Genomic DNA, 24,405 nt, shown 5'->3' with positions numbered 1-24,405 from the left:
CAACTATGACCCCCGAACAAATGGAAAAGGCGATCGTGCAGTTGACTGCCAAGCAAGACCGTACTGCCGATCTGATCGCTCAACTGGCTAACGCCCAAAGAGAAAGTTTTGAGTTTTCTAAGCAAGCTTTTCAAGCCATTGAGCAAGACTTTAGGGCCGTGCATGAGGATTTGAGAGCCGTGCATGAGGATTTGAAAGTGGTGCATGAGGAGCTGAAGGAAACCCGTCAGCTCGTCGATAGCAACGCTCGGGCCATACAGGCGCTATCTCAGCAGCAGCCAGAATAGCGGGCTCGGAGCTTTCTATGCACCATCGTCAGGGCTGACCTCCCCTTCTCTGGGCTTTCCTGCGAGCGGCTGTGCCTCCGTCAAGGCAGGCGATCGCCACCGCTCCACTTCTCCCCAAACACAGGCGATCGCAAAACAAGCCAAGCCAATCCCGCGGGACAGCGGAGGGTGCCCGAAGCCAAACAGCAACCCCGACCCAATTAAACAGAGGGAAACCAGCCACGATCGCCCTGCTTGGCGCAAGGCAATTGCAGCGGCAACGGCGGTTAATAACCAGACAATCGCAGCCACTGTGTTTGGATGGGCGATCGTGCCAAAGGCGTCGAGGGGCAGCAGGCTAGCCACATCCATGAGGGCTTCAGGATCGGCTGGCAATCCTTGCAAGTTTCTCCCGAGCGTGGCAGCCAGTACTGGAACCGTCGGATCTAATGCCAGAACCATCCCCCAAAAGACCAGGCATCCGATCCGACTCAATTGAGCGGCGGTGCCGCTCAGTCCCCGCACCAGTTGCATGGCAGCGATCGCCACAAAGCCAAGCCCCCACAGTTGCAGCAGGTGAAAGGCGATCGATTCGTTGGCTAGCGGCAATGTGGAGAGAAACATGTTGGGGCCGAGCAGGAAAGGATGCCATTGGGCTAAGGCAAACAGAATCACTGGTCCGCTCAGCATTGAGAGTGCGTGCAGCAACCATCGTGTAGCGGAGAAGGAGGTTGCCCCGCGCGGGCGATCGCCTGTTTCCATTGATGTCAAACCCTCGGTGGCTGACTCCATTTCAAATCTCCTGTAACAGCAATTGCGGATCGACTAGAGTTTCTAAGTGACTGCGCCGGTCTTCTAACTGCTCCAGGTCCCCCAGGCGCTGCAGGATGTGCTGCGTCCCGTCCTGCGGCAGTTGCTCTGCCAGTCGGGAGGTTTCGTATTCGATTGCCAACATTTTGGCTAACTGCTTGTATCCGTTGCGCAAACTTTGGGTTAAACCAGTGCTCTCCTGCAGAGTGTCGATACCCCGGCCCAGCACTTTGATGCGGCGGGCGTAGAGTGCGGGATCGGCCTCCTGCATGCGAAATTGCAATGCTTTCAATCGACGCAACAGTCGTTGTTGCTGTTGCAAGTGGCGATCGTAATAGGACTGTTTCCGCTCCACTTCAGACTGTTGTTGCAACAGATGCTGTTCTGCATCCAGCCGCGCGATCCGAGCGCGATCGTGCAACCGCAAGCGATCGTTCCGCACCCCCAACAGGCCGACTGTCACCGAAACGGCTGCTGTTGCCAGCCAATAGAGCGGCTCGCCCCCGCTTCCCAATGGCAGGCACAGCATCGCGCCCGCGACTCCAGACAGCAATCCTGCTCGACTGCCCCGCCGGAGCGATCGCCAGTGCATGGGGGCGAGTTCGAGAGTGCGATCGTTGCTAGCAGATTTCACGCATACCAACGTGTCCGGCTCGTCGCGGCAAACAGAGTACATTAGCAAGAGGGTATCTTTGGGGCCGCTCAACAGGGGTGGCTCGGAGATCGGGCGACTGAAATTGAGCTGGATCGTTTCGCCGGAGAGGTTGGTGGCGGCGATCGCGTAGTGGCGCTGACTCTCTCCTAACGGATTGTGGGCGAGTTTAGCTGAAAATCCAATCACGTCTACTTGCCGCATGACAAATACCATCTGGCAAAGACATAAAGCCTCCTGAAAGTCCTCATCGGACTCGGTGGCATCGGCAAAATACAGTGGCTCGCCGCAGTGCGGGCAGGAGAGTTGGTGAACCATATCGCCAGTCTAGCGAAGGGATTCGCAGGATTGGGAAGATTGCAATAGAGCTCAACGGGAGTGCTGTGGAACCTGAGTTCGATAGCTCTGCATTGCCCTCACCCCCAACCCCTCTCCCTGGGGAGAGGGGAGCAACAGCCTGAAATCCTCAATCTACGGTTCTGTTCCCCTTCCTCCAGAATTACGGCTGACACAACGCTTCGCGAGGGGGGAAGGGGTTAGGGAATGGGGGCCAGACGCTTGTCGAACTGACGTTGTGGATTAATCTTCAAGAACGAGATAAGGGGCAAGAGGCTTGAGTTTGGCTTTACCGACACCGCATTTTTGTTTGGTAAGGAAAGTCAGGCTCTCGATATCGTTGTCTTTGCGGTAAGTGGCGATCGCTTTTGCTACTTTCTTGGCGTCGAGGCGCTTAAATTTGGGATCGCGAGTTTTCACAAATTCGAGGACTTGTTCGAGCGTTGTTTCAGAGGTCAAATAACGGTCAGAGGCGAGAGATCGAGCTATATTTAACGATTCTATGCTGCAGCAGGTAGTCCATGTTTCAAGCTTGTCCTGCCGCCCGATCGGGAGGAGTCACATCCGGCAACTGGCGCTTTGCCCCATACAGCCACGCCAAACCCAATAGCCCCAGGCCAATCAAGACAACACTCACCACCTGGGCAATTCGCAACGGCCCCAGATAGAGGCTGTCGATCCGCAATCCCTCAATCCAGACGCGCCCCAAACTGTAGGCGATCGCATAGACGCAAATCAGCGTTCCCGGCTTCGCCTTCGGCCACTTAAAAAACAGACCGAGCAGCAACACGAGCACCCCCACATTCCACAATGACTCGTATAAAAACGTCGGGTGGAAAAACTCGTAAGACTCCAACCCTGGCGGACGGTTCAATGGCGGAATATAGAGCTTCCAGGGTAGATCGGTGGGAACGCCAAACGCCTCGGAATTAAAGAAATTTCCCCAGCGACCGATCGCCTGCCCCATAATCAAACAAGGGGCCAAAATATCTGCCAATTGCCAAAATTGGAGCTGCTTGAGCTTGGCAAAAATGAGTGTCGCGATCGTACCCCCCAAGATCGCACCGTGAATCGCAATTCCCCCGTGCCAAATGGCGATCGCCTCCCCCAGATTTTGGCGGTAAAAATCCCATCGAAAGATTACATAATAAATTCGCGCCATCGGGATCGCTCCCACGATTAGCCACACCACTAAATCCCCCATCAAATCGGGGTCGATGCCGCGTCTTTTGGCCAACTGACCGGCCAGCCACAACCCCAGCACCACTGCTAATGCAATCAACAGGCCATACCAGCGAATCGCCAGCGGCCCTAGCTGCACCAACACGGGACCGGGAGAGGAAAAGGCAAAAACTGAGCTGACTAGCTCCAAAGCGCTCATAGGGGCTCCTGTAACGAATTGCAAGCCATGTCGCCAATTGTAGGAGATGGAACCGCTGCAAAACGGTATAGTCGTCCCCATAGGAAACCCCCGAGAGGAGTTAACGTTGCCAAACTCTCTGCGCGTTGTGGCGATCGTAAATGGCAAAGGCGGCGTTGCCAAAACCACCACGGCCATCAATCTGGCAGCAGCCTTTGCCGCAAAAGACCGGCGCGTGCTCGTGCTCGATGCCGATCCGCAGGGCTCGGCCACCTGGTGGGCTAAAAGAAGCGAAACGGGTCTGGGATTTGACGTACAACCGATCGCCAGCCCAGCAAAGTTGGATCGCGTGCCGCAAATCGGCGATTATGAAGTAGTAGTGGTAGACACCCCACCCGCACTGGCATCCAAAGCACTGGCAGCGGCGATCGCCTCAGCAGACTATTTGGTCCTGCCCACTCCACCGGCCCCGATGGATTTAGCAGTGCTGATTGAAACCGTGCGAGCGGCGGTCAAACCGGCTGGAGTCAGCCACCGAGTGTTGCTCACCCGCGTCGATCCCCGCAGTTTGCGGGAGACGATGGAAGCGCAGAACACGCTGCTCGACTTGGGCATTCCCGCTTTTCATGCCTTTGTCAGAGCTTACAAAGCTCACGAGCGGGCGGCGTTAGAGGGCATGACTATCTTGCAGTGGAAGGGCAAACAGGCTCGCGAAGCCCAAGCAGATTACCGCCGCGTGGCCGAAGAGCTTCAGCGGGATTGGAGGAATTAATGGCAAAACGGCGACTATCCGACTTACTCAAAGAAGAATCCGAGCACCTCAACGGGCCTACACCGCAAGACTCTATATCCACAAGCGAGGCTGAAGCTAAAACAATGTCTGAATCAAGCAATACTCAAACGGCTACCCAAACGCAAACCCCGCGGCGATCGCCCACCAAAGCCGACCTGCTCGGCATGATAAAAGATCTGAAAGCGGCACTGGCGGACTCGCAAGCCGAAGTGGAAAATTTGCAGGCCCAACTCAACGATAAAGAAGGCTATGTCGAAGAACTGCGCAGCTATCTCGACAAGGCCAATGGATTGAAAGCCGAACTCGATGAATCGCAGCAGAAAATCGCCACACTAGAAGCAGAAAACGCGGCCCTCAAGCAGCAGCCAACTTTGGGTCGGAGGCCGATACCGACTCGCCCCGGCATTCCAGACAGAACTGCTCAACCGGCTGTGCCTGCCAAATCCGCTAAGCTGGCCAAACCCGTCCTCCCCGCCGAGCAAGGCCCCTACGGTCGCCGACCAGTCGGTCCCCCCCTCAATCCCTCGCAGGATGGCGAGGACTTTTCCAAACAAACCTGGCTGCTGTAGCGATCGCCCTTCAACGAATCCACTCGCGATCGACCTCGAGTGACGCGATCGCAAACCGGCTAACCGAGGTGCTCTGAAGCACTTCTCGGTCTGTGCAGCAGCATTCTTTGAGTGTGTGCTTCTGCCAGACAGGCCGTCCAGTATTTCCGCTCGGCATCGTCTAGATCTTCGCGCAACTTTTCGTAAGCAAAATGCACAATATTTCTCCAAAACTGGTCGGAAGTTTTAGATATTTCTCCCTCACTGATTGGAGCCAAGTCTTCGCATTGCTCCTGTACGTCTTTTAGCTTGTCTTCCCAGTATTTGCGTTCTTGTTTTTCTGGCTTGGAAGCCAGCACGGTAGAGGATTCAGCTTCTGCATTTCGCCAAAATTCAGCCAAGCATGGGGCTTGGGCGAGATCGGTCGCTACACCTTCGTCATACAACATATCGAACACCCTCCAACACCCCCCTTACTTTCATTTTATCGCTGGAGAAATGCTCTCTTTTTCAACGTCAGTTTGACATTCGAGACCTATTTGAACAAGATTTGTTGGCTCATAGCATTCCCCCCTCCTCCGAGGTGGGTTTGTATGACCGGCAAGGCGATCGCTACCTAGTGTTTGACGTGGACGGCACAGTCAGACCACGCGGCAACGCTTTCGCAGGCCCTGGCAATGTGGTGATGTAGTGGAGGAACTCAAGCAATCCTGTCGAGTCATCCAAGCTTACTTGCTGCATCATCAGTTACCCGAGGCAACGGCTTTAGTGCGATTGGATGGCTTGTATGGCAGTCCCAGTCTACTCAGCATTGTTCAATCGGCTGAATTGGGCTATCTGCTGCGGGGTCGTGACTATCATCTGCTCAAATACCCAGCCGTTCAGGCGCGGTTGGTGGAAGGCCCTCAGCAGCAGTGGTCCCATCCAGAAACCCATCAACAGTCCCCCACTGGTGGGGGATTTAGGGGGCTGAGTGCAATGTCTGAAAACTCCAGGTCTCAACATGGACGAGGTTTATGTTCGAGACCTAGAGCGTATCTGGATCGATTCCCTTTTGCCGGAGTTTGTCCAGCAGTTGTTCGCGTAACTGTCGTTCCCGTTCGGCCCGCTGGCTCTCCTGTTCGCGCAACAATCGTTCCCGTTCGGCCCGTTGGCTTTCCTGCTCGCGCAACAGTCGTTCCTGCTCGGCCACCTCTGCAGGTGCCGTCAGTCGATTCCCCTCTCGGTCGTACCAATACAGCCACTCTCTCTGGCAATTTCGGTAAGTGCCAAACTCCCTGCCCAAGCCCAAGCCAATCTCGGGCAACCAAACAGGGTCCCCCTCCAGCAAGACATAGCGATCGCCTTCGAGTCGGTAAATCTCTAGGGGCTGACGCCGTTTGCGGGAACAGTAAACGGGATTGTAGATCGCGTAGTACAACACTCCGATACTGGCGTAGTCTTTCATCTTGGAGCCGTACTCTTGCCCGTAGCTGCGAGAGACGTATTCCACCACCAGAATCGGGAGCGCCCCCTCATGCCAGACCACATAGCTCTGTCTGCCATCCGAGCGATCGAACTGTTCCACCCCCAGACTCAAGAAGCCATCCGGGACAATAGCAGGTGTATTGAGTTTGTAATAGACGGCTAAGTTAATGCCCCAGAACCAATCAGTGCGATCGCGCCAGTGCCAAGCGAGGAGATCGCCGAGGTCGCAAGGCCCGCTCCGCTGCATTATTGGTCGGTTCTATGCCCGCAGTGTAGACAAACGTCCATAAGGCAGGCTCGAGTGTCAACAACTTGCAGCAAGTGCGCACCGTTTTGGCCAGCGGCGTTGTTTCACCATTGGCAATGGGTAAGGCTGCCGCTGCTTCTAGCTCAGCTTTGAAGCCAGCCCGTAAGTGCTCGACGCAGGCCATCAAGCTTGAGCGAGACAAAGTCCCTGCTCTGCATTGATGCCACCAGCCAAACAGCCGTCGCTCGCGACGCAGTAGAGCTTCACCAATCTCTTGAGACACACCGCTGCGCTCAGCGATGGCGGTGAGGTCTCGTTTGAGATGCGCCCAGCACAGTTGCCGTTGATTCAAAGCAATCCAATTGTAGGCACTATAGCGGTGGGAATTGACGATGCCCGCAAACGCTTCGCCGATGAGAGCTTTAGACGTGGCCTGAGAGCGGCTCAAAACCACCTCGAAAAAGCTCACCATTGGGGTGAACAAGACCCACAGCCAGCCTTGGCGTTCTTCTGGGTTGAGACCGTCTCGATTGGTTTGTTCAAAGCCCGTTTCATCACTATGCAAGACCGCTTGCGAGTGCACATACGTTTTGGCCTGTGCCACGGTCTCACTCACGGCTGCGCTCATCTGTTGCCGTAGACGGCTCACGCCGCCACGGGATACCGTCAAGTTGAACAGGTCTCTCATCAGCCCTTGGACCTGACGATGACTCTGACGGTATGACCCACTTAATAACGCCACGACAGCTGTTAGGCGTTCCCCATATCCCAGTGATGACACTCCCACAGGCAAGCTTGCTCGGGTGGCACAACCACAACGATCGCAGGTTAATTGATGCAATTGATACTCGCTCACTCTCGGCACGATTGGCGGTAACTCAATCTGCTGATGCCGGTGAGGATGGCTATCACGCCCTCTCAGTCTTGCTCCACAGTCACTACAGACCTCTGGAAACACTTCCTGCACTTGCTGACATGACTCGACTGGATAGAGCTTACGGGCTTGGCGAGGCGCTAGCGCACATTATCAGAAAGTGCTTTTTTTGCCAGCCTCAATTGTGTTCTGTTCAGCAGTTAGCACGATCGTGACTTTAAGAAAATTATGCGATCGCGGGCATGAGGCTCTATTGCCAGAGAGAACCTTGGAGGAGTTTAAACAGCGCATTGAAAATCTAGAGGCGATCGCTGCTAGTGATTCCAGGCATTGGAATCATTCTCGAGTCATTCTCTAGAGCAGCGTGAACAAACAACACTTGATCGAGCGTAATTGAATTAATTTATGCATAGAAAAAGGACAGAATTGCTTGAAGGTCGCCTGTCGAAAGCTGATTTATCGTAATGAAGGCCAGTATTGAGGTCATCGAGCGAGACAGTAAGCAAATTGGCTACGTTCACGCGTGGTCCTATGCGGGAGAGCAACTTCATGACGCGCTCAGAGTAGAACTGTCCTACGGTTAGCTCAAAGATGTTGACAGCTTCATCCTCGATTTGAGGGACGGCTGGGGGGCATCGGCTACTGACCTTAACCTGTACGCCCCTTACAATCTCAGAATTACCAGAGCGACTCGCGATCGCCCACCTGTCACATCCAACTCAGCCTGGAGTAAGCCTGTGGTGATGCTGGTCAATGAAGGCAGCCGCAGCGGCAAGGAAATCCTTGCCTACGGATTTCGTAAGTATGGAATTGGCCCTGTTGTGGGGACAAAAACGGCGGGTGCCGTAGTCGGTGGCAATTTACGGGTAATGGGGGATGGCAGCATCCTGTACTTAGCCTATGCAGATGTTCAATTGGATGGCATCCGCCTCGAAGGGGTGGTTGTTGAACCGGATATTGAGGTTCCATTTTCTCTGGAATATGCTCAGGGGGCAGATCCGCAAAAGAAACGGGCGATCGAAGTTGCTTTAGAAGCTGCAAGTCAGCCGTAGCCGCCGTATAACAATCCGCTTGCACACCGACTGTATAAAATAGTTGGCTGAGTTCGAGAAAGTCACTGACGGCGGGTGAAGCGAAACGTTAGGCTTACATCTTGCCGTGCGTAGATCTGTAACCCCAAAATCCACTTTGGATCATTGCTTTTGATAAGCTTTGGGTGTCATGCCTGTCATCTGACGGAAGACTTTTGTTAGATGAGTTTGATTGGCAAAGCCGCAATCTAGGGCAATGGTGCTAATTGCCATCGATCGCTGTTCCAGTAATTGCTTGGCTCGTTCCACGCGCTGCTGCGTCAAATACCGATAGGGTGAAACTCCCACTGACTGCTTGAAGGAGCGGCTGAAGTGGGACTCACTCATGCCAGTCAGAGTTGCCAAATCCAAAATCGACACATCTTGAGCCAAATTTGCCTTCATGTAGTCAACAACTCGCTCCAATTGTGACTGGGGTAAACCGTTGGCTTTGAACTCAGGCTTGCTGACGGCATAGTTCTGCACTAAACGAGCAGCCAGTGCGGTTCCCAATGACTCGCCATACAACCTGCCAGACAGACAACCCGTTTGGATTTCCAGCTTGAGCGCGAGGGCTAACTGTTGGATGACCGGATCGGCGATCGCAAACTGTGGCATCAGTTCTACTTCACGCTGCATCAATTCTTGAGTGGCATGATGCAGCAATGTTGGACAAATCGCAATCACCGAAAATTCAACGTCCCGATCCCAGTTTGTCCGATGACTGAGCAATGCTGGAATGATATCTACGCGACCGTTGCCGTGGGCATAGGGTTTCAATTTGCCATTCAAACGACGCTCTACCTGAAAGCAGCTTTTGGGGTCTGCGATCGCCAGTGAATGTTGTAGAAGGTGATGCTCCACCGTTTCATGGGGAGGGTGGCAGTAGTGGCTGAAGGTTAACCCCTTCCATCCGGTGTGATAGCTAGCGACTAGAGGTGCTTGTGGAAGCACTCGCGCTACTTCCTCGTGGTTTGTAAAATCCAGCGTGGAGGTTGCTCGATTCACCATAGGTCTTACCCAGTCAAGGTTTCACATCCTAAGCAGGATTGGGATAACTTTAGCAGAATTGGATGAGACGGCAGGTTGAGGCTACGCCTACTGTAGGGGTGTCCACAAAAGGAGATAAGTTTATGCTAGATCGACCGACACCAGAAATCGAGCTGCTACGCACGGCGTACACGGCCTTCAACGCGCGTGACTTTGATGCCGTCCTCGCCATCATGACTCCCGACGTGCATTGGCCAAGAGCATTCAAGGGTGGTTTTGTCCGTGGGCCGGAAGAAGTCCGCGCTTACTGGACGGAGCAGTCGAACGAGATCGATGCCCACACCGAGCCGGTTGCCTTTCACCTAGAGGAGGGTGGGCAGGTCTTGGTCGAGGTGCATCAGGTCGTGCGCGATCCGGCTGGAGCCGTGCTTGCCGATGAGCAGGTCGGCCACCGTTTCACCTTTGAGCATGGCTTGATTAAAGGCATGGAAGTCTGCCCACTTTCATCGTCTGGCCCCGGTGCTTAATAACGCCCATGTATAGCAGCCGTTGAGAGTTAATCGGTATGCTACAAAGCTGATCTGCGGCGGGTGATGGGCGACGTTATGCGGCTAATTAGAGTGACCAAGGCATAGGCGAAAGGTTACTGGTGAGAGTTTGACACCAAGCCCGATTAAGACGTCTCGTTACTTGCAATAGAGGGTTGTGTGGTGTGGAGCTGTACGACCACTTCTGTACGAGACGAAACGCTTAGCTTACGGAACATTCGCTTCAAAGCCTGCTTGACAGAATTTTCGGTAATCCAAAGTTCATTCCCGATTTCTGCATTGGTTCGTCCTAAAGCAACCAAATGTGCGATCTGTAATTCACGAGGTGTTAACCGATTAGTGCTCAATGGTTCTTGCCGAGGTCTCGTTGTGCTTCGCGCGAGTCGCGCGGTTGCAGTCCAGGTAGATAAATGCAAACAAACTGCGCCTAGATCGGCTAAATCCTGAGTGTCAAAGGCTGGCATCGATTTTTCACGAGTGCAACCTACCGTACCGATTAACTGACCGCCATTAACAATCGGCCCTGCCATGACATGCCAGTGATCCGGACGAGGACAGATCGACTTCCAAGCTTTGGGTGTTGTCACCAGTCCTTCGTGGACGGGGGTATGACATTCTGCAAGGTAGCGGGCTAGGGGATTATGTTCAAGGGATAGGACTATATTGAGAACACTTTGAAACTTGCGTTCGGCTAGAAGCTGGTCAAAGAAAAAGATTCCCGACCGCTTGGCCGCAAAGTACTCACCAACCTTGGCCGCAAGGTGCGATCGCAAATCATCCTCGTGCTTAAGCTGGTGAATCTCTTCAAATAAAAGCTTCAAGGAAATTGTCATGGTAGCTAAAAGGTAAGGATTCAGATCTGAATTTCAGGAATGAAAGAAGGAATCGGCCGTGTATGATGAGCAGCGGTCAGGGCCTGTCGGAAAAATTGCATAGCTGAGCGGCCCTGTCGGCGACAGGTTTGAATGACACTGAGTAAGTCAGCAGTCTGCTCAAAACGGCGCATAGAACGCGACCCCCCACTGACCTTGCGTTTGGTCACCGCTAAGCGGAGCGAGCGCTCGGCCAAGTTGTTGTCGGGGGGGGATCTCAGGATGGTCGAGAAAGTACCACCACTGAGCTGCTTTTTTCTCCAAAGAGCGCAGCAGATTACCCGCGTCATGCCCAGCATGAGGCCACCACTGGGCAATCGCTTGCGCCAACCGTTCTTGAAACTCTGAGGCCCAATGGTTCCATTGCTCGCGCTCGGCAATCTGTTGCCAGTGCCGATACGCCTCAAAGGCTTCGTCAATTAAATCCACAAACACTTGTGCGAGTTCGACCTGTTGGCCTCGCACCAGTCGCACCAGCCGTTGGAAATGGTGGCGCAGATGCGCTAAACATTTCTGTTGTGCCGCTGCCCCATAGCCGTTGTAAACGCTGTAATCATCGCTGCTGAGCACCCCGTCAAACGGATTCCCCCAGACGCTGCTCTAACTCCGCACGCGAGCGGGTGTCGGCGGCATGGAAGAGGCAAAATAGATTGCCTGCCACGACCCACAACCACTCTTTCACTCCTTTGACCGGCCAAGGAGTTTCGTCCACATGCACATGGGGTTGCTCTACGGCCCAATCCCATAACTGGTTTACGGGCTGCTCCACTGCATCTGCCATGCGACTATTGGTGGCCTGTAATGTTCCCAGACCGATTGAGATACCGCCCAGCTCTTGCACAAATTCCTGTTGCTTTTCATAGGGGAGGTGCCCCAGGTTGCCTAGCCACACCAGCATGGCTTGTAAACTCACTCCCAGGTCTTGAGCGGGCACGATGCTGCTGGGCCAATCAGCGGTTTGCTCCTGGCCGCAGTGGGCACACTGGCACCGCTGACGCTGGTACTCCACCACTTCGATCGGATTGGCCACCAACTGCGCCACTTGCTGGGTTTGCACCCTGACGGGCTCCTCCGCAAAGCTGAGGCTGCCACACACCTGGCACTGTTGCGGACGCAGGATTTCACAACGATCCACCCGACCGAACCCTTTACGAGTTTTTCCTCTATGGCCTGGTTGGCCTCCGGGCTTTCGTTTGTTGCCCTCTGCCTCTGTGGATGCTTCCGGTCTCGTTTCCGGTTTCTTGAGCAGGTTGCTTGAGGGGGGCTTGGATGAGGTTTCGCTATCTAGCTTTAATTGGGCTCGCAACTTCTCCAACTGCGCTTGCAATTGCTCTATGACTTGCTGCTGCTCCAGCACTAGCTTGGCCAACTGCTCGGGGCACAGTTGCTTCAGGGCTTCGAGCTCTAGCGGCTGGCTGCAGTATTTTGCTGCAAGCTTCTGTAGATATAGTGCATTATTTTGTTGTAAATACGTGTATCTTCTGACGAAAGATAAACTATAGATAACAGGGATGCAAGTTATGAGGCATTAAAATGTTTGCCTGAATAAGTAAAAACACTCCGACCACAGAAAACGTTAGAACCAGTAGCTCGTCTCCCCATAATTTGCCGCAGCGGATGCTTGGCAAAACTATTGCTCTTCGTTGAGAGGCTATCTAGCACCGCTAACCTCAAGGCCGTGATACTGCTTCACTTACAGGTGTTGGCAGTAGTTTAAAAGTTAGTGGTGGGTGCTTGAGTTTTGAACGCCATTCAGAATCAAGTCAATCGCGGCTTGCGTATACTGTTCAATCATCTCTGCACTTAGAGCGTGTCTGAAAAGGTCAGCAGATAAAGTTGAGAGGCTGAGTTAGAGCCTCCCAACCAATGACATGCCAATCCTACGACACCGATCTAACCCCTGCCCAGTGCGAGCTTCTAGCTCCGCTATTACCGCCAGCTAAGCCAGGCGGTCGTCCCCGCAGCGTCAACGTTTTCGAAGTGGTCAATGCCATCTTCTATCTGTTGAGAGCCGGATGTGCCTGGCGTCTGCTGCCCCACGACTTCCCCGCTTGGCAAACGGTCTACCATTACTTCCGTCAGTGGGAAGCCGATGGCACCTGGGAAGCTCTCAACCATGCTCTGCGCCAGCAACTGAGAGAAACGGTGGGGCGCAATCCTTCTCCCTCGGCAGCCTGCCTGGATTCCCAATCGGTCAAAACAGCTGGTGCCGCTCAAGAAACAGGCTTTGATGGAGGCAAAAAAGTTAAAGGTCGCAAGCGCACTATCCTGGTTGATACGATGGGTCTACTGCTGGGTGCCAAGGTCCACAGTGCCCGACGCTCCGACCATGACGGCCTCACCTTGCTGGGGATTTGGTTTGCCAGTATGTGGAGTTGCTTGCAATTGATTTGGACCGATAAAACCTTTGGTGGCAAATCTTTTGTGGCTTGGGTTGAGCAAGCGTTTGGCTGGACTATTGAAGTCGTACAACGGCCTGCTGAGCAAAAAGGGTTCCAGCTTTTACCTCGGCGATGGGTGGTTGAGCGCACCTTTGCCTGGTTTGGTCGATACCGTCGCTTGAGCAAGGACTACGAATATTTGCCCACTACGAGTGAGACGATGCTTTACGCTGCTATGGTCAATCTCATGCTTCGTAGGCTGGCTTGAGACTTTTCAGACACGTTCTAAGAGATGCCAAGCGCTTTAGCCTGGTTGAATTTTATCAATTAGCTAAACATCAAAACCAACAAACGAAATATATCGCAGGATTTCCTGTAAATCGTATCTTGGGTTTATACGGAGGTTCGATTGGGGAACGCAATCTGCTGAAGATCGCTAAGCATAACCTCACCCACAATTTTGACAGCTTTGGAATTTTGGAATTTTTGTCTGAGTATCAGTCGTGGTTCTGCGATCGACACGGCTTTCAAAACACTGCTGTTCGAGACGTAAAGACTAAAACAAAAGTAAGACCTAAAATTGCTGAGTTGAGTGATTTTGAGATCTCTGAAATCCGTCGATGTAATGCACTAGATTTTCAACTATATGACTTTGCACGACAGCTCTTTGTGGCACGATATATGGCGAATCGAAATCAAAAGACGGAAGACAGTGCTTGAGCTGAGGGGGTTTGACGTTCGAGTCCCACGAATCCTGGGTCCTTGAGCTGCATCTGACCATTCTGTCCGCGAGAGCGGAGTTTTGCTAACTAGGCAGGATAGATACGAATGCGCCGATTGGGCTCTTCGCCAAAACTCTTCGAGCTGAGGTGATAGTGCTCCACTAACTCGTGTTGCATCCGCCGAATTGAGGCCGATCGCGGCAATAACTCCACCGGCTGCGCCTTCGGAATCACAATCTGCTCGACCGCCAAGCGCGCCTCCTCCAACGCCTCCATCTCGTCTTCCGAATCCCCAAACATAAACGCATCCAAATCCGTCTCGGGGGAAGAGGGCGGCTCGTCAATCTGCAAGATGCGACGCAGTGCTCGCGTAATCTGAGGCAAGGTATTGGCCTTTAAAGTGTGAATGGGAATGCTGCGAGCTTTAGCCAACTGCTGAATTTTAGAACGATTGCGCACGTGCGATCGCAAGGCCAGCACCAGATCGGCAGTGTCGATATCCTTAGTAATCCGCACCGGTAAATGCAGCGTTTGAATCGCCTGTTCGAGGTGAAACCGGCTCACCCCATAGGGATACACGGTCGTACCGCTCAACCCGCCATCCTCCTCAGCCACCGGCACGACGTTCATCCAACTGTCAGGACTGGGAGCACCAGGATGGGGTATTACCTCCAATGGCAGTGGAGCCATTCGCCCCGATCGCTGCCAACCGCCTCGACCGCTGCCATACATTGGGCTGTCGTACATTGGCAAGTTGCGATCGCGTCGGCCCCTCGGAACCTCCCGCTTGGGGGCAGGAGTCGTTGTGGATTCGCGCACAATCTGGCCATTGTCGTCGAGAGTGCGCACCTCAGCGGTGACATCCCGCCTGCGCAGCAGATTATCCACCGTTTCAGCCACCTCCGCATGTACTATCCAGCGGGTGCGCTCCAGCATTTCCACCGCAATTTCAAAGGTGGGAGGAGCCTTGCGTTCCAGCACACTTTTTTGGCTGCCCCGCCGCCGTGCCTCGTCATCCCCCAGCGTGACCGACTGAATCCCCCCAATCAAATCGGAGAGGGTGGGATTTTTAATCAGATTGGCAATCTGGTTGCCGTGGGCGGTACCCACCAATTGAACCCCTCGCTCGGCGATCGTGCGAGCCGCCAATGCCTCTAATTCGGTGCCGATTTCGTCAATAATCACCACCTCGGGCATGTGGTTCTCCACCGCCTCGATCATGACCCTGTGCTGTTCCGAAGGTCGGGCCACCTGCATGCGCCGCGCCCGCCCGATCGCCGGATGGGGCACATCTCCATCCCCCGCAATTTCATTGGAGGTGTCAATAATTACCACCCGCTTCTCAAAATCATCCGCCAATACGCGGGCAATCTCCCGCAGCGCAGTGGTTTTGCCTACCCCCGGACGCCCGAGTAGGAGGATAGAACGCCCCTGCTCTACCAAATCTTGAATCAGATCGATGGTGCCCATCACCGATCGCCCCACCCGACAGGTGAGGCCAATGATGGTGCCCTGGCGATTGCGAATGGCACTAATGCGGTGCAGTGTGGACTCGATGCCCGCACGGTTGTCTTCGCTAAATTCCCCCACCCGCTGGATGCAGTAATCGAGCTCTGCTCGCTGAATGGGGGTTTGGGTTAAATATTCTGCCGACCCCGGGAAGCGGGCTTCTGGCAGTCGTCCTAAGTCTAAGACCACCTCCACCAACTCTGCTTTGTTCGGGCGATCGATCAGGGCTTCTCGCAACGGTTGCGGCAAAATATCGAGCAAGGCATCGAGATCGTCAGTTACGTCCTGTTGGTTGGGCCAAGCGGCGAGTGGGGCAGGGGAGGAGGTGTCGGGAGGGTGGTTCTGGAGAGTCATGAATAAAACCCCGAGGGGCCGAACGGTATGAGGGCAGTCTGTGGGTCATTGGCGATCGCAGCAGGGGGGAGCTCCTCGGGCTCCGGCCAGCCTTTGACTTGGGAGACGAAATGGCGGGCTTTGGCGATCGCCTCTGCGAGCGCGGGGGACTGAGATGCGAGCGGAGGGCGATCGTTCTCGCTGGGGTCGGTGGCTTCTGCCACCAGTTGGCGAGCATAACTGCCAAAGGCTGCTCCTGCCACCCTCAATCCTAACTGGCGGGCTTTGGGCATGGTGGTTGGATTGGTGCCGCCCGCCAACTGAATGAACCCCGGCAAGCCCAGCCCGAGGACTTTAGCGGCCAACCGCAACGTCGCTCGCGTGGTCCCCGCTCCAATATCGCCACTCATGGGGCGACCGTCCACCTGCCAGATCAGGTGGCGAGGCAGGGGTTGCATCTCGGCCACGATGGCCTGCAAGTAGTCTGCCAGTCCTCGGCCGTCGTTAAAGCTCACCGACACCAGCTCTAAAGAGCCAATCCAGGGCGAGAGTTGCTGCCACAAACTGGCAAATTCCCGCTCTCGACCGATGCGAGTGTGAATTTCGATCGCCTGCACCCCCATCGCCACCAGTTGCGGCATTGTGCTAGCCGCTGCAACGCGGTAGTTTTCAGTGCGAATCAGATCGTGGGGGCAGAGGGGTTCGCAGCGACCGCAGCCGTAGCAGAGCTGGGCATGGATTGAAATCCCTGTCTCGGTGGCGGCGATCGCCAGGGGAGGGCAACTGGAGATGCAGGGTTGGGGGCAATCGCTGGGGCAGGTGTGGGCGATCGCAGTGGCTTTGCGAAAATGCGGATCTTCTCCGTCATTAAAACTGGCCATGAGCCAAGGGGTCGTGATGTCGGGGTATTGCTCCAATGCAGCAGCCACACCCATTCTCGCCGCTCGCATCACTGCTGGATCGGCGGCGACATCAATGCAGTCCGCTCCTGCAGCCGTAAAGACGAACGCTAAATTGCGCACGGACGGCAAGTGGTGCAGGCTAGCACCGCCAATCAGCTTGAACCACCTGCCCTGTTGTAGTGACTCGGAAGGACTGCGCGCCAGCACGGCTAGTGAGGGAGAGGACTTTGATGAAGACTGTAGCGCGATCGGGCTAGGCGATCGCTTTCAATAGATTTTCTAAAGGCTGATAGCGAAAGACGCGATCGCTTTCAATCTCCACCACAAACTTAACCTGAGGCTCCTGCCGGGACAATTGCCGCAAACAACCTATCCTCTAGTACACCACAATCGCCACTGGCATCAAATATGATGGCTGGGTGGTCTGCGTAGGAATGCAATGTCCTTCGACAGCGTTTGCAAATTCATCGCAGAAACTTTTACGGCTGACCTTGCCACTTGGCTGCTGGGGGAACCGGTTGAATTGGCTCGTTTGGAGCTTGCAGAGTTGTTGAGCAGCCCCATCTATGCCGATTCGTTAGTGCTGTTGGAGTCGAGGGATCTCGTGCTCCAAATCGAGTTTCAAGTGGAGCCCAAAGCAGAAATCCCGTTCCGAATGACGGACTATGCGGTACGGGGATTCCGCCGCTTTCCCAACAAGAGAGTGCATCAGGTGGTCATTTACCTAAGGCGATCGCAATCCCCACTGGTTTACCAGACCAGCTTCGATCGCGACGGAATACATCACGAGTTTGAAGTCATCCGTATTTGGGAAGTACCCGCCTCGCAATTTCAAGAGTTGCCGGGTTTGCTGCCGTTTGCGGTGTTGGCTCAGACAGGCGATCGCGAGCAGACCTTGCAGCAGGTATCGGAACAGATTGAGGCGATTGGCGATCGGGAGCAACGGGCCGATGTGGCGGCCTCTACAGCGATTCTGGCGGGGTTAGTATTGGAGAAGGAGCTGATTCGGAGCGTACTGAGGGAGGATGTGATGAAGGAGTCGGCGATTTATCAAGAGATTGTCTCGACGGCGGAAGAGCGGGGTCGGAGCAAGGGCCTTCGCGAAGGCAAGCGCGAAGGCAAGCGCGAAGGAGAATTATCTGTGGTTTTGCGTCAGCTAAAGCATCGCTTTGGAGATCTGTCCCCCAAGCTACAGCAAAAGATCGATAGTCTTTCACTCGCGTCTTTGGAAGCGCTAGGGGAAGCACTGTTGGATTTTCCGAGTGAGGTCGATTTGGCGGCTTGGCTTCAGGAGCATCGGTAGACGATCGCGATTGTGACCCCAACCCAATCACCTCGCGAGGGATAGGAATGCAATGCCCTTCGACAGCGTTTGCAAATTCATCGCAGAAACTTTTACGGCTGACCTTGCCACTTGGCTGCTGGGGGAACCGGTTGAATTGGCTCGTTTGGAGCTTGCAGAGTTGTTGAGCAGCCCCATCTATGCCGATTCGTTAGTGCTGTTGGAGTCGAGGGATCTCGTGCTCCAAATCGAGTTTCAAGTGGAGCCCAAAGCAGAAATCCCGTTCCGAATGACGGACTATGCGGTACGGGGATTCCGCCGCTTTCCCAACAAGAGAGTGCATCAGGTGGTCATTTACCTAAGGCGATCGCAATCCCCACTGGTTTACCAGACCAGCTTCGATCGCGACGGAATACATCACGAGTTTGAAGTCATCCGTATTTGGGAAGTACCCGCCTCGCAATTTCAAGAGTTGCCGGGTTTGCTGCCGTTTGCGGTGTTGGCTCAGACAGGCGATCGCGAGCAGACCTTGCAGCAGGTATCGGAACGGATTGAGGCGATTGGCGATCGGGAGCAACGGGCCGATGTGGCGGCCTCTACAGCGATTCTGGCAGGGTTAGTATTGGAGAAGGAGCTGATTCGGAGCGTACTGAGGGAGGATGTGATGAAGGAGTCGGCGATTTATCAAGAGATTGTCTCGACGGCGGAAGAGCGGGGTCGGAGCAAGGGCCTTCGCGAAGGCAAGCGCGAAGGCAAGCGCGAAGGAGAATTATCTGTGGTTTTGCGTCAGCTAAAGCATCGCTTTGGAGATCTGTCCCCCAAGCTACAGCAAAAGATCGATAGTCTTTCACTCGCGTCTTTGGAAGCGCTGGGGGAAGCACTGTTGGATTTTCCGAGTGAGGTCGATTTGGCGGCTTGGCTTCAGGAGCATCGGTAGACGATCGCGATTGTGACCCCAACCCAATCACCTTCAAAGGCAAATCTCTCACCGCCCTGTTGTAGTGACTCGGAAGGACTGCGCGCCAGCACGGATCGTGAGGGAGAGGACTTTGATGAAGACTGTAGCGCGATCGGGTTAGGCGATCGCTTTCAAGAGATTCTCTAAAGGCTGATAGCGAAAGACGCGATCGCTTTCGACTTCTATCACAAACTTAACCTGGGGCTCCTGCCGGGACAACTGCTGCAGGCAACTCAGCTCTTGCCGGGAGAGAAACTGCCCCTCGATCAGCCAAAACACCAGCCCCTTCTTTTGGGGGGGCATGGCCTGACGGTATTGCTCGATTAGCGGCGGGAAGTAGTAGGTACGCAGGTTCGATTTGCCGAGATGGGCGGGACAAACGCCGTGTATCTGCTGGAAAAAGCTGGTGATATCCCCCAGACCCCGAGCACTCATATGCACCACCTGGTATCCAGCACCAGCAACGCGACGGCGGTAATGACCTTCAGAGCCCCCTTCGGGAGGTACCGATGCAGCCAACACCCCGGCCCGTTCGAGGGCCTTGACAAACTTATTGCCGGAACCAATCAGCAGCATGTCGTTCTCCAATGTCGAGGCCGCTTCTGCGGGAGCCCTACCGTACCTTATCCTATCGCCACTTTGTCCCATCACTCTTGCGGGACTGCGTGCCGAGGAAAAAGCCGCCCGCAGGCGGCTCGGAGAGACGATATCAAATTTGGGCCAAATGTTTTGTCCTAGAGCAAGTCGGCTAAAACCGACTGTTGTGAGGGGTCAGTCGTCGTAGATTAAGCACTCTGCAGATTCGGGGTTGTCAGAACAGAACTGCTCCAAACTATTGGGCTGGACGGGCTGGTGGCTGCGGGCGGCCAATACTTCTTCTACGGCATCCCAAGCCGCGCGGCAGTGGGGATCGCCTTCACCGTACTCCGAGCAGGTGTTGCGGGCTTCTTCTAATTCTTTAGAAATGACTTGAGAAAGGCTCATGTTTCTCAGACTCCTTGCGGTTTCACACGTTCATTACCCTAACCCGACTTTCCAGTTATTTTAGTGTACTTAACAACAGATACAGATATAGATATGTCCGCTGCCTGCTTCCCGCCGAGTGCGATCGCTAGCCCCCTGCAGGCAGCCAGACACCTGCAAGAGCGTCGGAAACTCTTTTACTGCCCCTTGTCTTCAATCGTTTCCGCTATGGAGTCTATTCCCAGCTCAGCTTGAAACTCGGCCAGCTCTTCTGGGGTCATGGCCTCGAGCTGTTGCTTGAACTGCTCGGTCTTATACATCTCTCCCTGCTGGTGAATCGACATCTTGCCAGTCAAAAAGCGATTCAGATAGGTGGCAGTCCACCCCAAGAGCAGCAGGATCGAGAGTCCTCCAATCCAGGTGCCCGGTTGCTGGGTTTCGATGCCGAGCAGTTGGAGAATCCCATAAATTCCCCCACCTGCCAGCAATAATATGAGCCCGATGGTGAGTACGTCGAACTTGCGCACGATTGGCTCCCGGTATCCCTGCCTTACTGGTATTCCTGGCTCAGCAATGTCCTTACAGAGACACGTTCAATATCACAGCGGGCGTTGCTGGGGGCGAAAATTGAGAAAGGGACCGAGCAAGATCGTGCCGGGGAAGCAGAAAAAGACGAGAAAAAACATCAGTCCCTTTTCCCAGCCACTAGAGACATTCCAACGCAACTGGAGATAGTACATGGCAAACAACGGGATGACAACTAGATAAATCCCGGCAAGGGCAGCATATAGAGCGGCTAGCAGCATTTGGGCCTCGATCGCAATTCCTTATCTTATCTTCTTGGATCTTACTTCCTTCTGGTTTGGACGCTCGCGGCCGCTCAGTCGTAAACTAAACTCTATCGCCTCGAGGCGATCGTCCTGTTCCTCCCGATCGTTTGCCCCCCTGCATGAAGTTACCCCCCGATTCTGCCCCCCTCTACAACCATCCCTTACCTGCGATCGAACACTGGCTGGAGTCGCAGCAATGCAGCCGCGATCGCGAAGACCCCACCCGCTGGTATTGCGAACGGCAGGACTGGCGAGCGGAAATTGAGATGGAACAAACGGCGCTCAAGGTGAGCTATGCCTTCAGCGATGGTTCCTCCAAAGTACTGACCTTTCCCTACGCCCTCAGCCGTGCCGATGTTGAAGCTGCGGCTTTCGATATTTAGCCTGCCAAAGGTGCAGCAGCAGGCGGATGCCGCTCCAACACTTGCCTGAGGTATTGACCTGTATAAGAAGTCGGGATATCGGCCACCTCTTCAGGCGTTCCGACCGCCACAATTTCGCCGCCGCGATTGCCCCCTTCCGGCCCCAAATCGACAATCCAATCAGCACAGCGAATGATGTCGAGATTGTGCTCGATCACCAGCACGGTATTGCCCGTGTCTACCAGCCGCTGCATCACGTCGAGCAGCTTGTGAACGTCGTAGAATGAGAGGCCGTTGGAGGGTTCGTCGAGTAAATAGAGGGTCTTGCCTGTGGACCGTTTCGACAATTCCGATGCCAGCTTGACCCGTTGTGCCTCGCCCCCCGAGAGCGTAGGAGCCGACTGACCCAAACGAATATAGTTGAGCCCCACATCTTCTAGCGTCTGCAGAATTTTTTTCGCAGGGGCGATCGCCGCGAAAAACTCCAGCGCTTCGCTGACCGTCATATTCAAAACATCCGCGATCGTCTTGCCCTTGTAGCGCACCTGCAACGTCTCTCGACTGTAGCGGCTGCCGTTGCAGACATCGCACATCACATAAACATCGGGCAGGAAATTCATTTCGATCTTGTTCACCCCTTGGCCCTTGCAAGCTTCGCAGCGTCCGCCTTTAACGTTGAAGGAAAAGTGACCGGGTTGGTAGCCCCGCGCCTTGGCCTCGATGGTTTTAGCAAAAGTTTGGCGAATGCAATCGAAGACGCCCGTGTAGGTGGCGGGGTTGGAGCGGGGGGTACGACCGATGGGAGATTGGTCGATGACAATGACTTTATCGAGGTTTTTGGCCCCCGCTAGCTTGTCCAGTTCGGCGGGCATGGGTACTTTGTGGCCCATTTGATGGCGAATAGCGGGGTAGAGCAGTTCGTTAATCAGGGTGGATTTACCCGAACCGGAAACCCCCGTGATGCAGACCAAGCGCCCCAGCGGGATGTCCACATTGACGTGCTTGAGGTTATTGCGGCTGGCTTTCTGCAGCGTCAGCTTTTGCTTTTTACCCGATCGCCGCTGACTGGGGGTAGGAATTTGGCTGCGACCGGAGAGATAGCGACCGGTGATGGATAATTCGCAGTTGGCAATCGCCTCAATCGTGCCCTGAGCCACAATCTCGCCCCCGTGGCCCCCCGCGCCAGGACCGATATCCACAATGTGGTCGGCCTCGTACATCGTTTCTTCGTCGTGTTCCACCACGATCAACGTGTTGCCCAGATCTCGCAAGCGCTTGAGGGTGTCGAGCAAGCGTCGGTTATCCCGCTGGTGCAGGCCAATCGAAGGTTCGTCTAAGACGTAGAGCACTCCCGTCAGACCGGCCCCAATTTGGGTGGCCAATCGAATCCGCTGGGCCTCGCCACCGGAGAGTGTGGCGGCGGGGCGACCCAGTGTCAGGTAATCCAACCCCACATCCAAGAGGAATTTCAGCCTCGCCTGGATTTCCCGCAGCACCAGATCGCCAATTTGGGCTTGACGGGGGGTGAGTTTCAAAGCCTCCAATTGCTGCAGGCATTCGTCGATGGGAATTTCGGTGAAGTCGGTGATGGTATGGCCGCCGATGGTAACGGCTAAGACCTCCGGCTTGAGACGCGCGCCGTGACAGGTGGAACAGGGGCGATCGATCAGGTACTTTTCTAGTTTCTGGCGATAGACATCCGACTTTGCTTCTCGATAGTGGCGTTGCAGTTGGGGAATTACCCCTTCGTAGCTGCGGTAATAACCTTTAGTCGGGCGGTATTTCGATTCGGAGTCGATGAAGATTTCTTCGTCGCTGCCGTAGAGCAGAATATCCTGCTGTTCGACAGAGAGGCTGGTCCAGCGATCGCGAATGTCGAAGCCGAAAGCATCGGCAGCACCGGAGAGCAGAGAGAGGTAGTAGGGATTGTCTTTTTCCGCCCAAGGGGCGATCGCCGCGTAGATGGGTAGGGAGGGGTCGGGGACAATCAGGTCGGGATCGAAGGTGGGGACATAGCCCAAACCGTGGCAGGCGGGGCAGGCTCCGAGGGGGGAGTTGAAGGAGAACAGGCGGGGGGACAGTTCGTCCATCACCGAGCCGTGGGCGGGACAGGCAAATTTCTCCGAGAAGATCAGTTCGCCGGATTTGCCTTCCACCTTGTATTGGCCCACCGATTCGGCAGCTTTTAAAATTTGTGCCGCCTCTTCCGGCTCTCGCGGCACCAGCTCCACTAGGGCCACTCCATCGGCCTCCCGCAGGCAGGTGGTGAGGGAATCAACCAGGCGCTCTTGAATGCCATCCCGTTTGACGAGGCGATCGACCACCACTTCAATATCGTGGGCGACATTCTTTTTAAGCTTGATGGTGTCGGTCAACTCCTGCACGACGCCATCTACCCGAGCCCGGACAAAACCCTGCGAGGTCAAGCTGGACAGCAGGTTTGCATGGGTGCCCTTTTTCCCTCGCACCACCGGAGCTAGCAGTTGAAAGCGCGTGTCGTCCGGCAACTGCATGACGCGATCGGCAATTTGGTCTACCGTTTGGGGAGTAATGGGGCGGCTGCAGTGGGGGCAGTGGGGTTCCCCTGCGCGACCGAACAGGAGACGCAGGTAGTCGTAGATTTCGGTGACGGTGCCGACGGTCGATCGCGGGTTGTGGCTGGTGGATTTTTGATCGATGGAGATGGCGGGACTGAGCCCCTCAATCCGTTCCACATCGGGTTTATCCACTTGTCCCAAAAACTGGCGGGCGTAGGCGCTCAACGATTCCACATAGCGCCGCTGTCCTTCTGCAAAGATGGTGTCGAAGGCCAGAGAGGATTTGCCCGATCCAGAGACCCCAGTGAAGACCACGAGGCGATCGCGGGGAATGGTGACGCTGACGTTTTTGAGATTGTGCTGCCGCGCGCCAATGACGCGAATCTCGCTGCGGTCGGGCATAGGGGCAAGGGGTTAAGTGTTCCTACTCATGGTAGCGGAGATGTTCGGAACCGATAAAACGCTTCCGTCGCTAGGGGCAGCCCTGGTTGAGGCGCGGAGCCGAACAGCAGGGGCCGACGCAGCACAGTCCAGCAGGAATCGTGTCATCTAATATGCGAAGCGTTCTAGCAATGCCCCACCCAATTTCCACAATTCGAACCCGATAAAGGCAAGCAAAACCCCCGAGGTGGCAAGACTGACGATCGCAATATCGCGATCGAGGAGTGAAGTGACCAGTTTGACAGCCAAAATGGCGATCGCAACCAACGCAAATATTTGTAAGGGTGCCATGGAATACCTCAGGCGATCGGGAGCTAACAACTCAGTAGTCTAAGCTAAATCCATAGGAGAG

General features: G+C 54.8%; 28 protein-coding genes and 2 pseudogenes. 11 read left to right on the top strand and 19 right to left on the bottom strand.

Annotated elements, in window-relative coordinates; all coding sequences use genetic code 11:
- Positions 1-5 precede the first annotated feature (5 nt).
- Positions 6-287, top strand: a complete 282-nt coding sequence (locus SYN7336_RS22825; protein WP_017328269.1) for a hypothetical protein — start codon at positions 6-8, stop codon at positions 285-287.
- 15 nt (positions 288-302) lie between these two features.
- Here the strand turns inward: SYN7336_RS22825 and SYN7336_RS22820 are convergent, their stop codons facing one another.
- The 4 genes from SYN7336_RS22820 to lgt form a co-directional block, all read right to left on the bottom strand.
- Positions 303-1,058 carry a hypothetical protein gene (locus SYN7336_RS22820; RefSeq protein WP_017328268.1) on the bottom strand — a complete coding sequence of 252 codons (756 nt, stop codon included), beginning with the start codon at positions 1,056-1,058 and terminating at the stop codon, positions 303-305.
- Position 1,059: 1 nt separating this feature from the next.
- Positions 1,060-2,046, bottom strand: a complete 987-nt coding sequence (locus SYN7336_RS22815; RefSeq protein WP_017328267.1) for a hypothetical protein — start codon at positions 2,044-2,046, stop codon at positions 1,060-1,062.
- A gap of 261 nt (positions 2,047-2,307) precedes the next feature.
- Positions 2,308-2,484, bottom strand: a complete 177-nt coding sequence (locus SYN7336_RS27400) for a hypothetical protein (RefSeq protein WP_156820290.1) — start codon at positions 2,482-2,484, stop codon at positions 2,308-2,310.
- Between the two features lie 106 nt (positions 2,485-2,590).
- Complete coding sequence (lgt, locus tag SYN7336_RS22805) at positions 2,591-3,445, bottom strand: prolipoprotein diacylglyceryl transferase (RefSeq protein WP_017328265.1); 855 nt, start codon at positions 3,443-3,445, stop codon at positions 2,591-2,593.
- 46 nt (positions 3,446-3,491) lie between these two features.
- On the opposite strand from lgt, the gene SYN7336_RS22800 reads away from it, so the two are divergent.
- Both SYN7336_RS22800 and SYN7336_RS22795 read left to right on the top strand, forming a co-directional pair.
- Complete coding sequence (locus tag SYN7336_RS22800; RefSeq protein WP_017328264.1) at positions 3,492-4,196, top strand: AAA family ATPase; 705 nt, start codon at positions 3,492-3,494, stop codon at positions 4,194-4,196.
- Positions 4,196-4,786, top strand: coding sequence for a hypothetical protein (locus SYN7336_RS22795; protein WP_038026208.1), 591 nt, complete (start codon positions 4,196-4,198; stop codon positions 4,784-4,786). Before SYN7336_RS22800 ends, SYN7336_RS22795 begins: the two co-directional genes overlap by 1 nt.
- Before the next feature lie 59 nt (positions 4,787-4,845).
- Here the strand turns inward: SYN7336_RS22795 and SYN7336_RS22790 are convergent, their stop codons facing one another.
- Positions 4,846-5,214, bottom strand: a complete 369-nt coding sequence (locus SYN7336_RS22790) for a hypothetical protein (protein WP_038026206.1) — start codon at positions 5,212-5,214, stop codon at positions 4,846-4,848.
- Positions 5,215-5,318: 104 nt separating this feature from the next.
- Here SYN7336_RS22790 and SYN7336_RS31370 point away from each other — a divergent pair, with 104 nt between their 5' ends.
- A complete protein-coding gene (locus tag SYN7336_RS31370; protein WP_156820289.1) occupies positions 5,319-5,456 on the top strand; it encodes a hypothetical protein in 138 nt (45 codons plus the stop codon).
- A gap of 336 nt (positions 5,457-5,792) precedes the next feature.
- On the opposite strand, the gene SYN7336_RS22780 is transcribed toward SYN7336_RS31370, so the two are convergent.
- Positions 5,793-6,479 carry a Uma2 family endonuclease gene (locus SYN7336_RS22780; RefSeq protein WP_017328260.1) on the bottom strand — a complete coding sequence of 229 codons (687 nt, stop codon included), beginning with the start codon at positions 6,477-6,479 and terminating at the stop codon, positions 5,793-5,795.
- Complete coding sequence (locus SYN7336_RS28440) at positions 6,415-7,437, bottom strand: IS66 family transposase (protein WP_255346733.1); 1,023 nt, start codon at positions 7,435-7,437, stop codon at positions 6,415-6,417. The genes SYN7336_RS22780 and SYN7336_RS28440 overlap by 65 nt, the downstream gene beginning before the upstream one ends.
- A gap of 515 nt (positions 7,438-7,952) precedes the next feature.
- On the opposite strand from SYN7336_RS28440, the pseudogene SYN7336_RS22770 reads away from it, so the two are divergent.
- Positions 7,953-8,405: pseudogene (locus SYN7336_RS22770) on the top strand (S41 family peptidase); the annotation flags it as partial.
- A gap of 141 nt (positions 8,406-8,546) precedes the next feature.
- On the opposite strand, the gene SYN7336_RS22765 reads toward SYN7336_RS22770, so the two are convergent.
- Positions 8,547-9,377, bottom strand: coding sequence for an AraC family transcriptional regulator (locus SYN7336_RS22765; RefSeq protein WP_227498566.1), 831 nt, complete (start codon positions 9,375-9,377; stop codon positions 8,547-8,549).
- 179 nt (positions 9,378-9,556) lie between these two features.
- Between SYN7336_RS22765 and SYN7336_RS22760 the strand changes: the two genes are divergently transcribed.
- Complete coding sequence (locus SYN7336_RS22760) at positions 9,557-9,940, top strand: nuclear transport factor 2 family protein (RefSeq protein ID WP_026101248.1); 384 nt, start codon at positions 9,557-9,559, stop codon at positions 9,938-9,940.
- Between the two features lie 146 nt (positions 9,941-10,086).
- On the opposite strand, the gene SYN7336_RS22755 is transcribed toward SYN7336_RS22760, so the two are convergent.
- On the bottom strand, positions 10,087-10,794 hold the full coding sequence (locus SYN7336_RS22755; RefSeq protein ID WP_017328255.1) for a LuxR C-terminal-related transcriptional regulator: 708 nt from the start codon (positions 10,792-10,794) through the stop codon (positions 10,087-10,089).
- 20 nt (positions 10,795-10,814) lie between these two features.
- Positions 10,815-12,226, bottom strand: a pseudogene (locus SYN7336_RS30245) (IS66 family transposase).
- Positions 12,227-12,699: 473 nt separating this feature from the next.
- Between SYN7336_RS30245 and SYN7336_RS22745 the strand changes: the two are divergent.
- Together SYN7336_RS22745 and SYN7336_RS22740 are read left to right on the top strand one after the other, a co-directional pair.
- Positions 12,700-13,482, top strand: a complete 783-nt coding sequence (locus tag SYN7336_RS22745; RefSeq protein ID WP_017328254.1) for an IS5 family transposase — start codon at positions 12,700-12,702, stop codon at positions 13,480-13,482.
- A complete protein-coding gene (locus SYN7336_RS22740; RefSeq protein ID WP_017328253.1) occupies positions 13,479-13,934 on the top strand; it encodes a hypothetical protein in 456 nt (151 codons plus the stop codon). Before SYN7336_RS22745 ends, SYN7336_RS22740 begins: the two co-directional genes overlap by 4 nt.
- Positions 13,935-14,023: 89 nt before the next feature.
- Here the strand turns inward: SYN7336_RS22740 and SYN7336_RS22735 are convergent, their stop codons facing one another.
- Genes SYN7336_RS22735 through SYN7336_RS31365 form a run of 3 tightly spaced genes read right to left on the bottom strand, consistent with a single transcriptional unit; the run spans position 14,024 to position 17,044 of the window.
- Positions 14,024-15,799, bottom strand: coding sequence for a R3H domain-containing nucleic acid-binding protein (locus SYN7336_RS22735; protein WP_017328252.1), 1,776 nt, complete (start codon positions 15,797-15,799; stop codon positions 14,024-14,026).
- On the bottom strand, positions 15,796-16,887 hold the full coding sequence (locus SYN7336_RS27385) for an LdpA C-terminal domain-containing domain (RefSeq protein ID WP_017328251.1): 1,092 nt from the start codon (positions 16,885-16,887) through the stop codon (positions 15,796-15,798). The genes SYN7336_RS22735 and SYN7336_RS27385 overlap by 4 nt, the downstream gene beginning before the upstream one ends.
- A 46-nt stretch (positions 16,888-16,933) precedes the next feature.
- Positions 16,934-17,044, bottom strand: coding sequence for an NAD(P)H-quinone oxidoreductase subunit N (locus SYN7336_RS31365; RefSeq protein WP_017328250.1), 111 nt, complete (start codon positions 17,042-17,044; stop codon positions 16,934-16,936).
- A 75-nt stretch (positions 17,045-17,119) separates the two neighbouring features.
- On the opposite strand from SYN7336_RS31365, the gene SYN7336_RS22720 reads away from it, so the two are divergent.
- Positions 17,120-17,983, top strand: coding sequence for an Rpn family recombination-promoting nuclease/putative transposase (locus tag SYN7336_RS22720; protein WP_017328249.1), 864 nt, complete (start codon positions 17,120-17,122; stop codon positions 17,981-17,983).
- A gap of 52 nt (positions 17,984-18,035) precedes the next feature.
- Positions 18,036-18,899 (top strand): Rpn family recombination-promoting nuclease/putative transposase, encoded by an 864-nt coding sequence (locus tag SYN7336_RS22715; RefSeq protein WP_017328248.1) that lies wholly within the window; start codon positions 18,036-18,038, stop codon positions 18,897-18,899.
- Positions 18,900-19,037: 138 nt separating this feature from the next.
- Here the strand turns inward: SYN7336_RS22715 and ndhN are convergent, their stop codons facing one another.
- From ndhN to ndhL, 4 genes are all read right to left on the bottom strand, one after another.
- On the bottom strand, positions 19,038-19,496 hold the full coding sequence (gene ndhN / locus SYN7336_RS22710; protein WP_017328247.1) for an NAD(P)H-quinone oxidoreductase subunit N: 459 nt from the start codon (positions 19,494-19,496) through the stop codon (positions 19,038-19,040).
- A 195-nt stretch (positions 19,497-19,691) separates the two neighbouring features.
- Positions 19,692-19,904: a Calvin cycle protein CP12 gene (locus SYN7336_RS22705; protein WP_017328246.1), complete on the bottom strand. Its 213-nt coding sequence runs from the start codon at positions 19,902-19,904 to the stop codon at positions 19,692-19,694.
- A gap of 176 nt (positions 19,905-20,080) precedes the next feature.
- Positions 20,081-20,410 carry a DUF3007 family protein gene (locus tag SYN7336_RS22700; RefSeq protein ID WP_017328245.1) on the bottom strand — a complete coding sequence of 110 codons (330 nt, stop codon included), beginning with the start codon at positions 20,408-20,410 and terminating at the stop codon, positions 20,081-20,083.
- A gap of 72 nt (positions 20,411-20,482) precedes the next feature.
- Positions 20,483-20,689 carry an NAD(P)H-quinone oxidoreductase subunit L gene (gene ndhL / locus SYN7336_RS22695; protein WP_017328244.1) on the bottom strand — a complete coding sequence of 69 codons (207 nt, stop codon included), beginning with the start codon at positions 20,687-20,689 and terminating at the stop codon, positions 20,483-20,485.
- Positions 20,690-20,832: 143 nt separating this feature from the next.
- Between ndhL and SYN7336_RS22690 the strand changes: the two genes are divergently transcribed.
- On the top strand, positions 20,833-21,096 hold the full coding sequence (locus SYN7336_RS22690; protein WP_017328243.1) for a DUF3143 domain-containing protein: 264 nt from the start codon (positions 20,833-20,835) through the stop codon (positions 21,094-21,096).
- On the opposite strand, the gene uvrA is transcribed toward SYN7336_RS22690, so the two are convergent.
- Both uvrA and SYN7336_RS22680 read right to left on the bottom strand, forming a co-directional pair.
- Positions 21,093-24,014, bottom strand: coding sequence for an excinuclease ABC subunit UvrA (gene uvrA / locus SYN7336_RS22685; protein ID WP_017328242.1), 2,922 nt, complete (start codon positions 24,012-24,014; stop codon positions 21,093-21,095). The genes SYN7336_RS22690 and uvrA overlap by 4 nt on opposite strands.
- A gap of 147 nt (positions 24,015-24,161) precedes the next feature.
- Complete coding sequence (locus tag SYN7336_RS22680) at positions 24,162-24,344, bottom strand: hypothetical protein (RefSeq protein ID WP_017328241.1); 183 nt, start codon at positions 24,342-24,344, stop codon at positions 24,162-24,164.
- Positions 24,345-24,405: the final 61 nt, after the last annotated feature.

Origin of the sequence: Synechococcus sp. PCC 7336 (assembly GCF_000332275.1) — a bacterium.
Classification (GTDB): Bacteria; Cyanobacteriota; Cyanobacteriia; order Thermostichales; family PCC-7336; genus PCC-7336.
The sequence above is the reverse complement of the archived record's forward strand: the minus strand, read 5'-3'. Positions and strand labels throughout refer to the sequence as shown.

Coding starts and splice junctions, on each gene's coding strand:
- SYN7336_RS22745 (WP_017328254.1), top strand. CDS start 12,700: ATGACATGCCAATCCTACGACACCGATCTAACCCCTGCCCAGTGCGAG.
- SYN7336_RS22815 (WP_017328267.1), bottom strand. CDS start 2,046: ATGGTTCACCAACTCTCCTGCCCGCACTGCGGCGAGCCACTGTATTTT.
- SYN7336_RS22755 (WP_017328255.1), bottom strand. CDS start 10,794: ATGACAATTTCCTTGAAGCTTTTATTTGAAGAGATTCACCAGCTTAAG.
- SYN7336_RS22680 (WP_017328241.1), bottom strand. CDS start 24,344: ATGGCACCCTTACAAATATTTGCGTTGGTTGCGATCGCCATTTTGGCT.
- lgt (WP_017328265.1), bottom strand. CDS start 3,445: ATGAGCGCTTTGGAGCTAGTCAGCTCAGTTTTTGCCTTTTCCTCTCCC.
- SYN7336_RS22705 (WP_017328246.1), bottom strand. CDS start 19,904: ATGAGCCTTTCTCAAGTCATTTCTAAAGAATTAGAAGAAGCCCGCAAC.
- SYN7336_RS22780 (WP_017328260.1), bottom strand. CDS start 6,479: ATGCAGCGGAGCGGGCCTTGCGACCTCGGCGATCTCCTCGCTTGGCAC.
- SYN7336_RS22720 (WP_017328249.1), top strand. CDS start 17,120: ATGTCCTTCGACAGCGTTTGCAAATTCATCGCAGAAACTTTTACGGCT.
- SYN7336_RS22715 (WP_017328248.1), top strand. CDS start 18,036: ATGCCCTTCGACAGCGTTTGCAAATTCATCGCAGAAACTTTTACGGCT.
- ndhN (WP_017328247.1), bottom strand. CDS start 19,496: ATGCTGCTGATTGGTTCCGGCAATAAGTTTGTCAAGGCCCTCGAACGG.
- SYN7336_RS22790 (WP_038026206.1), bottom strand. CDS start 5,214: ATGTTGTATGACGAAGGTGTAGCGACCGATCTCGCCCAAGCCCCATGC.
- SYN7336_RS22825 (WP_017328269.1), top strand. CDS start 6: ATGACCCCCGAACAAATGGAAAAGGCGATCGTGCAGTTGACTGCCAAG.
- SYN7336_RS22690 (WP_017328243.1), top strand. CDS start 20,833: ATGAAGTTACCCCCCGATTCTGCCCCCCTCTACAACCATCCCTTACCT.
- SYN7336_RS22795 (WP_038026208.1), top strand. CDS start 4,196: ATGGCAAAACGGCGACTATCCGACTTACTCAAAGAAGAATCCGAGCAC.
- SYN7336_RS22820 (WP_017328268.1), bottom strand. CDS start 1,058: ATGGAGTCAGCCACCGAGGGTTTGACATCAATGGAAACAGGCGATCGC.
- SYN7336_RS22735 (WP_017328252.1), bottom strand. CDS start 15,799: ATGACTCTCCAGAACCACCCTCCCGACACCTCCTCCCCTGCCCCACTC.
- SYN7336_RS22760 (WP_026101248.1), top strand. CDS start 9,557: ATGCTAGATCGACCGACACCAGAAATCGAGCTGCTACGCACGGCGTAC.
- SYN7336_RS22800 (WP_017328264.1), top strand. CDS start 3,492: ATGGAACCGCTGCAAAACGGTATAGTCGTCCCCATAGGAAACCCCCGA.
- uvrA (WP_017328242.1), bottom strand. CDS start 24,014: ATGCCCGACCGCAGCGAGATTCGCGTCATTGGCGCGCGGCAGCACAAT.
- ndhL (WP_017328244.1), bottom strand. CDS start 20,689: ATGCTGCTAGCCGCTCTATATGCTGCCCTTGCCGGGATTTATCTAGTT.